The organism is Desulfobacula sp. (genome assembly GCF_021107415.1).
This window is the reverse complement of the sequence record NZ_JAIOSW010000487.1, coordinates 1-7,065: the sequence shown is the minus strand read 5'-3', so window position 1 is coordinate 7,065 and position 7,065 is coordinate 1. Positions and strand designations below refer to the sequence as shown.

Below are 7,065 nucleotides of genomic sequence, written 5' to 3'. Positions count from 1 at the left end.
CTTCTTTTCCGCCACCTAAATAATAAAGAATAAATCGCAACCGGGGTATCAGTTTCTTCCCTTCAGAATAGATTATATTTGAAATAGTGCATATCTGATTCAAATCCATCTGACCCATTTCTTTTAAGGCTTTAATAAAATAATAAATAGGGTAAACGGATTCTTTTTCCGTAAACGACTCTACGATTCTTGAAATATAGGGTTTGGCCGATTCACCCATTTTAAATAGAGTTTCAACAGCGGTAATTCTTACATTTTCGTCCTTATCCTTTAAACGCGCTGTGATCTGGGGAAGGTGTGGTGTAACAGGGTTCCCTATCCTGCCTAATGCTTTAAGAGCAGCTATACGTATATATTTGTCCTCATTATTTAAAAGCGCTATGATCTGGGGTAGATGTGGTGTGATAAATTCTCTCAAATCTCCCAATACATCAATAACTGTATCCCTAATTTTTCTGTCTTTTAAAAGCGTTATTATTTGTGGTGTATACTCTTTAGCTCTAATTTTACACAATGCCATTACGGAAGCAGTACGAACATCTTCGTCGCTGTCATATAGAAGTTTGGCTATATAGGGAATAAAAGGGGTGGCTTCTTCTCCCATCTTCCCTAAAAATCTTGTATGCAAAATAGAGATATATCCTTCTCTATCTTTTAAAGATTCAAAAATGATATCTGCATATGGTTTTACAAATGATATCTCCATCTTATTCAAGGCATTAAGTGCAGCTATACGCATATCTGAGTTTTGGTGATTTAAAAGTTCAACCATCTGAGAAGTATAATCCTTTGCTGGATTACCTATTTGGCCCAAAACCTTAAGAGCAGCAATACCAACATACTTGTCGCTGTCATTTAAAAGTTTGGCTATATGGGGAATAAAAGGTATGACTGCGTCTCCTAACTCACCTAAAACAACAGCAGAGTTTCTACGGACATCACTATATCTATCTTCTAATAACTCAATGATTTTATATACATGTTTCTTATCCGATATACATATCTGTATCATGGCTTTCACGGATGAATATCTGGAGAAAATTCCTCCGCGATTTAAGATTTTCCTGATTTGAGGTATATAACTTATGGCTGATTTTCCCATATTCCCTAAAGCTTCTATAGCAGAGTCTTGTACAAAAATGTCATTATCTTCTAAAAATTTTGCTATCTGTGGGATATGATCTTTGGCAGGTTGTCCTATCTTAGCTAAAACATCTATAGCTAAAATACGAACATACGTTTCATCATGTTCTAAAAGTTTTGCTATCTGAGGAATAATATGGCTGGAATTTTTTCCTATCTTAACAAGAACACTAACACTCTCGCCTTGTTCTGCAATCTGTCTAATGTAAGGAGCGGCTGCTATTCCCATATTACCCAAAGCATCAGCGGCAGACCAGGATATATAGTCAATGTCCTTTAAGTGTTCTGCGATCTGGGGCATATGATCTTTAGCCGCTTCTCCGAATTCTCCCAAAGCTTTTAAAGCATTCAAGCGGGTACTATGGCTACTGTGTTTTAATAGTTTTACAATCTCGGCAATATACGGGGAATCTGTCTCTTCCATCTGAATTAAGGTTAAGGTCCTGATAGCATCAGAACGGACATATATTGATCGATCATTTAGGAGGTCTGCAATTTGAGGGCTATAGTGTTTTGCCGTTTTTCCCATATTACCTAATATTTCTAAAGCACTGGATCGAACGGAAGGGTCTATATGTTTTAGTAGTTTAGCGATCTGAGGAAGATAAGTAACAGCTCTATTTTTCAATTTTATCAGTGGGTTAACGGCTAAATACCTAACATCGCTATCCCTGCTTTTTAGGAATTCAACAATTTGATGAATATCTACTTTGGGAATGTTATTTTCAGATACACCCATCTCTAATAATTTATTTAATGACCTCACTTGAACTTCAGGGTATGAATCATCTATTGCTGCCAAAGTACCGTCAATTTGCCATTTTTGGGGTTCTATTTTTTTTGCTTCAGCTATTAGATTTGTGGGTAAAAGCATTGCTAATCCGAAAAACATTATAGCTCGTATCTTTTTCATTGTATTTGCCCTTGAAATTTGCTTTCCGTATTCTTTATGTTCCGAAGGAAAAGGTAAACTACAACCCTATACGTGAGTCCTGCTAACATCACCGGTGAAATCCGGTGCATGTTGATTGTTGAAAATCAAGGATTAATCCTTTAGAAGGCCCATTTTCGATTATTTTAATTTTTCAAGTTTAGAAGCATCTTCTTTTGTTATTCCAAGCGTGGGTTCATGATCCCCAAGGTTTTTATAAAATTCATCTACTTTGACACTAAATTCCGATGCATTGCCTTCAAAATAATCTATTGCTTTTTTTTTATTTCGGGAATAATAGCTCTCCATACTAGGATGTGAGAGAAGACTTTTATCTGCTTCGAGTTTAAGTATTTTTTGGACTAAAGATTTGCTAGAACTCAAGAGCGTGAAAATTTGTTTCATGGTTTTTTTTTCTTTTTCTGTCATATCCTCATCATTAAAATCCACGTCAGCAAGTAACTTCGGGATATTATTTATTGCAACTGACTCTATCCCTGCAAATGGGATGACAAGCCTTAAAAAAAGGCAGTCCCGATCCGGTTGCTGATTGTCCATTTGTTTGCAAAGAGAGATACCCTCGTTAGTTGTTGTAAACAGCTCGTTGGCGACATTGGACTCGCCGCTTCGCCAAAAGGCGGTTGCAGCGATCCGGTAGTAAGCAATGGCATCTGCTCGTTTGTCTTTAATCTCCTTTAGGGCATCTGCTTCTTTTTTTGCATGTGAAGCGACACCAATTAAATAAGTGGCGGCAGCATCCTGGTCAACAGGACGAACTTCCACCAATAATCTGGTCAATTCATTGTCCGTGCGGATGAGATCAGCTGCCTGCCGAACATCTGTGGCAGTAGCGCAGCCCATCATTGCAAAAATTATCAGGCTGGTAAAAATTCGAATTATATATTTTTTCATATTTAACCTCCTATGCGGATAAAGTTTCCATTATTTCGTGTTCCGTTGGCAGGGTTCCTTTGGAAATAACCGTGCCGATAAAAGTTCTGATTATTTTTAATACACCATCACTGCCGAATTTTTCCGGGTTTGCCGATGCAGTAGCAAGAACAAGGTTCAAAAACTGGTCAATAAGCTCTGGCTGCTGAATGACTGCAGAGATATTCCCGGCCAAGGCATCAAAAAGAATTTCAAATGCTGAAACCAAGGTCTGCCCAACAAGAATGGATTTCTCTGAACGGCCGTGGGAGATCCACGTTTTTCCGGCAACGTCCAGCACAGATTTAATAACAGTTTCTGCCAAAGCTCCACTATTATCCTCGATAGACAATCCAAAAAGTCTGCCAGGGTTTGCAGCTGCTTTTTGGGCTGCAATCCCTGCTATTATGATCCATTCGTCAGAAGAAAGAAGAAGGTTATCGTCTGCTGCCATGGCTGCAGCAACACTTTCAATGATGGCCTGTACTTCGGTCCGGTCGACTCCCATCATCCCGGGTGTTTTAGCCGCCTGGGTTAATATGACACGACCCAATTCAAGTAGCTGTTCATTACTAAAAACTTTTAGCGCGCCTTTTACAGATCCGTTTTCATCCGGTTTCAAAGCACCTGCTAAAGTTGTAGAAATCTGTTGAATGCAGCCTTTAGCAACATTTTCCCACGGTTCTTCAGAGTCGAGCTTTAACAATGCTGGTGCATTATTCCCCACAACCTCAATGGCCATAGCTAACAGAGATGCTCCAAGTGGCCCTTTAAAACGGGGATATTGACTCAGTGTGGCTGCAGTTCCGCTTAACAGCCCCTGTAGCAACTCGGCTTTGGTATCCTTGTCTTCTTCAATAAACAGTTCAGGTCTTTTAACAGCAACCTCAAGGCAGGCCTGATAAATTCGAATTGCTCCCTGTTCACTGAATACGTCTTTTATGCTTTCGGTAGTATTTGCTGTGTCTCTGATTACATTGAATAGCGCAGATGTGACGGCGCCAAGTGCTTTATCACTTGAGAAATCTTTGCCGAGATATGTTTCGGTGTTTTCCGACAGAATTTTGAAAGCTGCTTCAGCAGCAGGACCGGCAAGTGCATCTACAAGATCCCTGTAATCAATCTGTTGATTAAGTTTATCCGGAAGAGCATCGACAATCGGTTTGGCCACGCCCGAAAAAAGATTTGCAATGTCTTCATCGCTGAATACAATAGATGAATTGGAACAAAGGCTCCCAAGGCCGGCTCTCATGAAAATCCCCAATACCCGGTCAGCAAAATCTGCTTCAGGACCAAATTCGGCGACATTGTTGGGTATTAACTCTGACATATTCAACGCAAAAGCAGAGATCAGTTTCTCTCCCCGGCTACTTACTCCCAGTATTGAGGGGTTGGCACCCACAAATTCAAGCCCGATGTCTGTAAGAGTAAGTGCCATTCGGACCAAAGCGTTAGGCGGTTTGCGGTCTTTACGCCATTGCTCTACCATACTGCCAGCAGCCAACATCTTGGCCTCGTGCTTTCTTTGGATTTCTGATTTTCCGTTTTTCTTTAAAAGATCATCAGCTTTGAATTCCAGCATGATTGCATAAGCGGGATCAATTTTTTGAGGATCTGTTGTATTCGGCCGTTTTTTTTCCGGGTTCCAGATATCTGCAAATGTTGTATTACTGTCTATTAAGTCAGGATGCTCTTTTAAAAAAATTCGTAATTGATTAAATTTAGAATCTTCAGGTAGTTCCAGATCCGGCAAAAACACTTTCCGATCACGGGAATGTTCGCTGTAAAGATCTGCGCCTGCCTGGGCTGCTCTTAAGGTTGCCTGAATTCCGAAGATAATAAGTGAGTGATTCATAATTTCTCCCCAATGATAAATTTAAAGGATAATTCTCTTTGGACCCAATAATTTTGACGGTTGCTCGAACGCTGAAGCTGTGGCTTCCATGATTGTGTCCGAAACGACATCCTCAACGATTTTTTTCCGCTCGTCAGCGTCACCATTGGCGTCCCTGGCGGCAAGACGATCTTCCGCTGAAGAATTCGGGTTCTTCAATCCCCTGCGAATTTGGGAAAGGCGTTTTGCGACATCGAACCAGAACGGTGCGCCAAGTCCTATGAGAATTCCGGTTATGATGACCTTCATCAACCAGACCATGAAGCCTGTAAAATCATGTGTTAGTGTGCTTAGTAGACGGGCACCGAACCCTTCGCATTTTATATCCTTGTTTTCTAAAATTATATCTTTGCAATCAGGGCAGGCTTTCAACAATTCGGTTTCGTCTTTTCCAAAGGGACAGTTTGGATAGAAATCCCAACCAATGGGAACTCCAAGCGCCCTCAGTTCAGAAACCTGATTTTTGGCGTCCTGAATTGTTTTCTGGATAGCAGCAATTTCTGATTGTTCAGAGATGTTGTTTTGGATTTCCTTCAGTTCCGTTTTAAGGCGATTAATTTCATCCAAATCCTTTTTGGCTTTTTCTGCGGTGTCTATCTCGTTTTCCTTTACGCTCTTCCTTGAATAAAGCTCATTCAAGGTTTTTATCGCTGCTCGGACTTCCTGGTTTTTTTCTATGAAGCCTTCCTGCTTTTCTATTACAGTATCAGCCAGTTTGGGATCTGCTCGGTAGGCCTCGAAAATACGAATCCCGTCAACATTTGCAGCTAATGCCAGAACGATACCGATACCTATGGACCAGGCCTGTGCATTTTGCTTAAAACTGGCGGAAACCGCCGAACCGAACTCCTCATATTTGCGTGCAATGCGGTTTAATTCCGTCTTGAGCATATCGCTCGCTTCAAGGGAGGCGCGTTTAACGGAAGCGATTTCAGAGAGGCACCTAAGTACGTATTCCAGGGTAACTTTATCATAAATCCCTTTACGATCGCCTCTCTTTCCAAAGGATGACAGAAAATCGGTTAGGTCTTTCTCCTTTCCTTCGTCGCTGTCGCTCTTCTGCCAACCAGTTTTAGAAACTAAATCAACTGCTTCAGCTGGATTTTCAACAACTTTGGAAAAGAATTCCCAACGCTCCTTAGGATTCATTTTTAATGAGCCTTTTCCTAATTCCTTGTTCAGTAATTTCATCACCTCAATCAAATTTTTTTTACGCATTCTTGCAATTCGAAAACACGCTTCCATAATCGTGGTTACGACGGTCGCCAAGGCCGCTAAAGTCAAAACAAAAGCCAATGATGCATCGAGTAGTTGCATAAAATCACCTCTTAGTTCCCCATTAGGGGATGGCTGCCACCTTCGCCTTTAAGCGAAGATTTTTTTTATATCTGAAAGATATTTATTAAATTAGATCAGATTATTAAAACCTGACCTGGTTGAATAACATCGTTTTGCAAATCATTTTTCTCACGAAGTGAATCAACAGTGACACCAAAAAGCCTGGATATTTTCCATAAACTATCACCACTCTTTACTTCATAATTTTCAGGTAAAGACAGAGGTGAGTTTTGCTCGGATTGACCTGAGTCTTCATCTTCGGACAAAATATTACGCTCTGTTAGAAACTCGGCCACATCAAAACACGGACAGGCCTTTGGTGATGACCGTGTAATTTTTATCAAATCTCTGTGACCCATAATCTGTACTTTTTCAGGTTTGGGGTGGGCTTCGAGAAAGTTATCAATAAATTCACCTAATGCATCATATTGTTCATCCATAAAATTACAATCTGGTTGGCCTGTATTGTTCAAACCACCCACTAATGAGATCCCCATACTCCTCGAATTCCATTCTTGACCACATCCCCCAACGCGGTGGATGTCAAGCAAGTTGTCGCCTTTTCCTAAAATAATTTGTCAATTTCACCGCAAAATTTTCTCATGGGTTCCGACGGGTAATTGAGGCCCATTCTCACCCATGAGAATATTTTGCTATGCGCTGCCATTTTTAACGATTTATGCAGCTTTCTTAATCTTTCCGGAAATTTGTTTTACTTTTTTAAATTTCTTTAAAATAACCTCTGTAGCAGGATTCCAATTTCTTGTTTTGCCTGACCATCTTTCAGGGTTTTTCAACTTTGCTTCCTGATAAACATCATGCCGGTTTG

5 protein-coding genes are annotated in these 7,065 nt (G+C 40.4%); all 5 read right to left on the bottom strand.

Annotated features, from left to right (window positions below; all coding sequences use genetic code 11):
- On the bottom strand, positions 1 to 2,056 hold a 2,056-nt coding region (locus K8S13_RS24410), incomplete at its 3' end, for a HEAT repeat domain-containing protein (RefSeq protein ID WP_291466336.1).
- Between the two features lie 159 nt (positions 2,057 to 2,215).
- The gene (locus tag K8S13_RS24405) at positions 2,216 to 2,986 is read right to left on the bottom strand and encodes a hypothetical protein (RefSeq protein WP_291466335.1); all 771 of its coding nucleotides are present in this window, start codon (positions 2,984 to 2,986) and stop codon (positions 2,216 to 2,218) included.
- 10 nt (positions 2,987 to 2,996) lie between these two features.
- Positions 2,997 to 4,859, bottom strand: a complete 1,863-nt coding sequence (locus tag K8S13_RS24400) for a hypothetical protein (protein ID WP_291466334.1) — start codon at positions 4,857 to 4,859, stop codon at positions 2,997 to 2,999.
- Between the two features lie 21 nt (positions 4,860 to 4,880).
- On the bottom strand, positions 4,881 to 6,215 hold the full coding sequence (locus tag K8S13_RS24395; RefSeq protein WP_291466333.1) for a hypothetical protein: 1,335 nt from the start codon (positions 6,213 to 6,215) through the stop codon (positions 4,881 to 4,883).
- A 95-nt stretch (positions 6,216 to 6,310) separates the two neighbouring features.
- A complete protein-coding gene (locus tag K8S13_RS24390) occupies positions 6,311 to 6,787 on the bottom strand; it encodes a LysM peptidoglycan-binding domain-containing protein (protein WP_291466332.1) in 477 nt (158 codons plus the stop codon).
- Positions 6,788 to 7,065 lie beyond the last annotated feature (278 nt).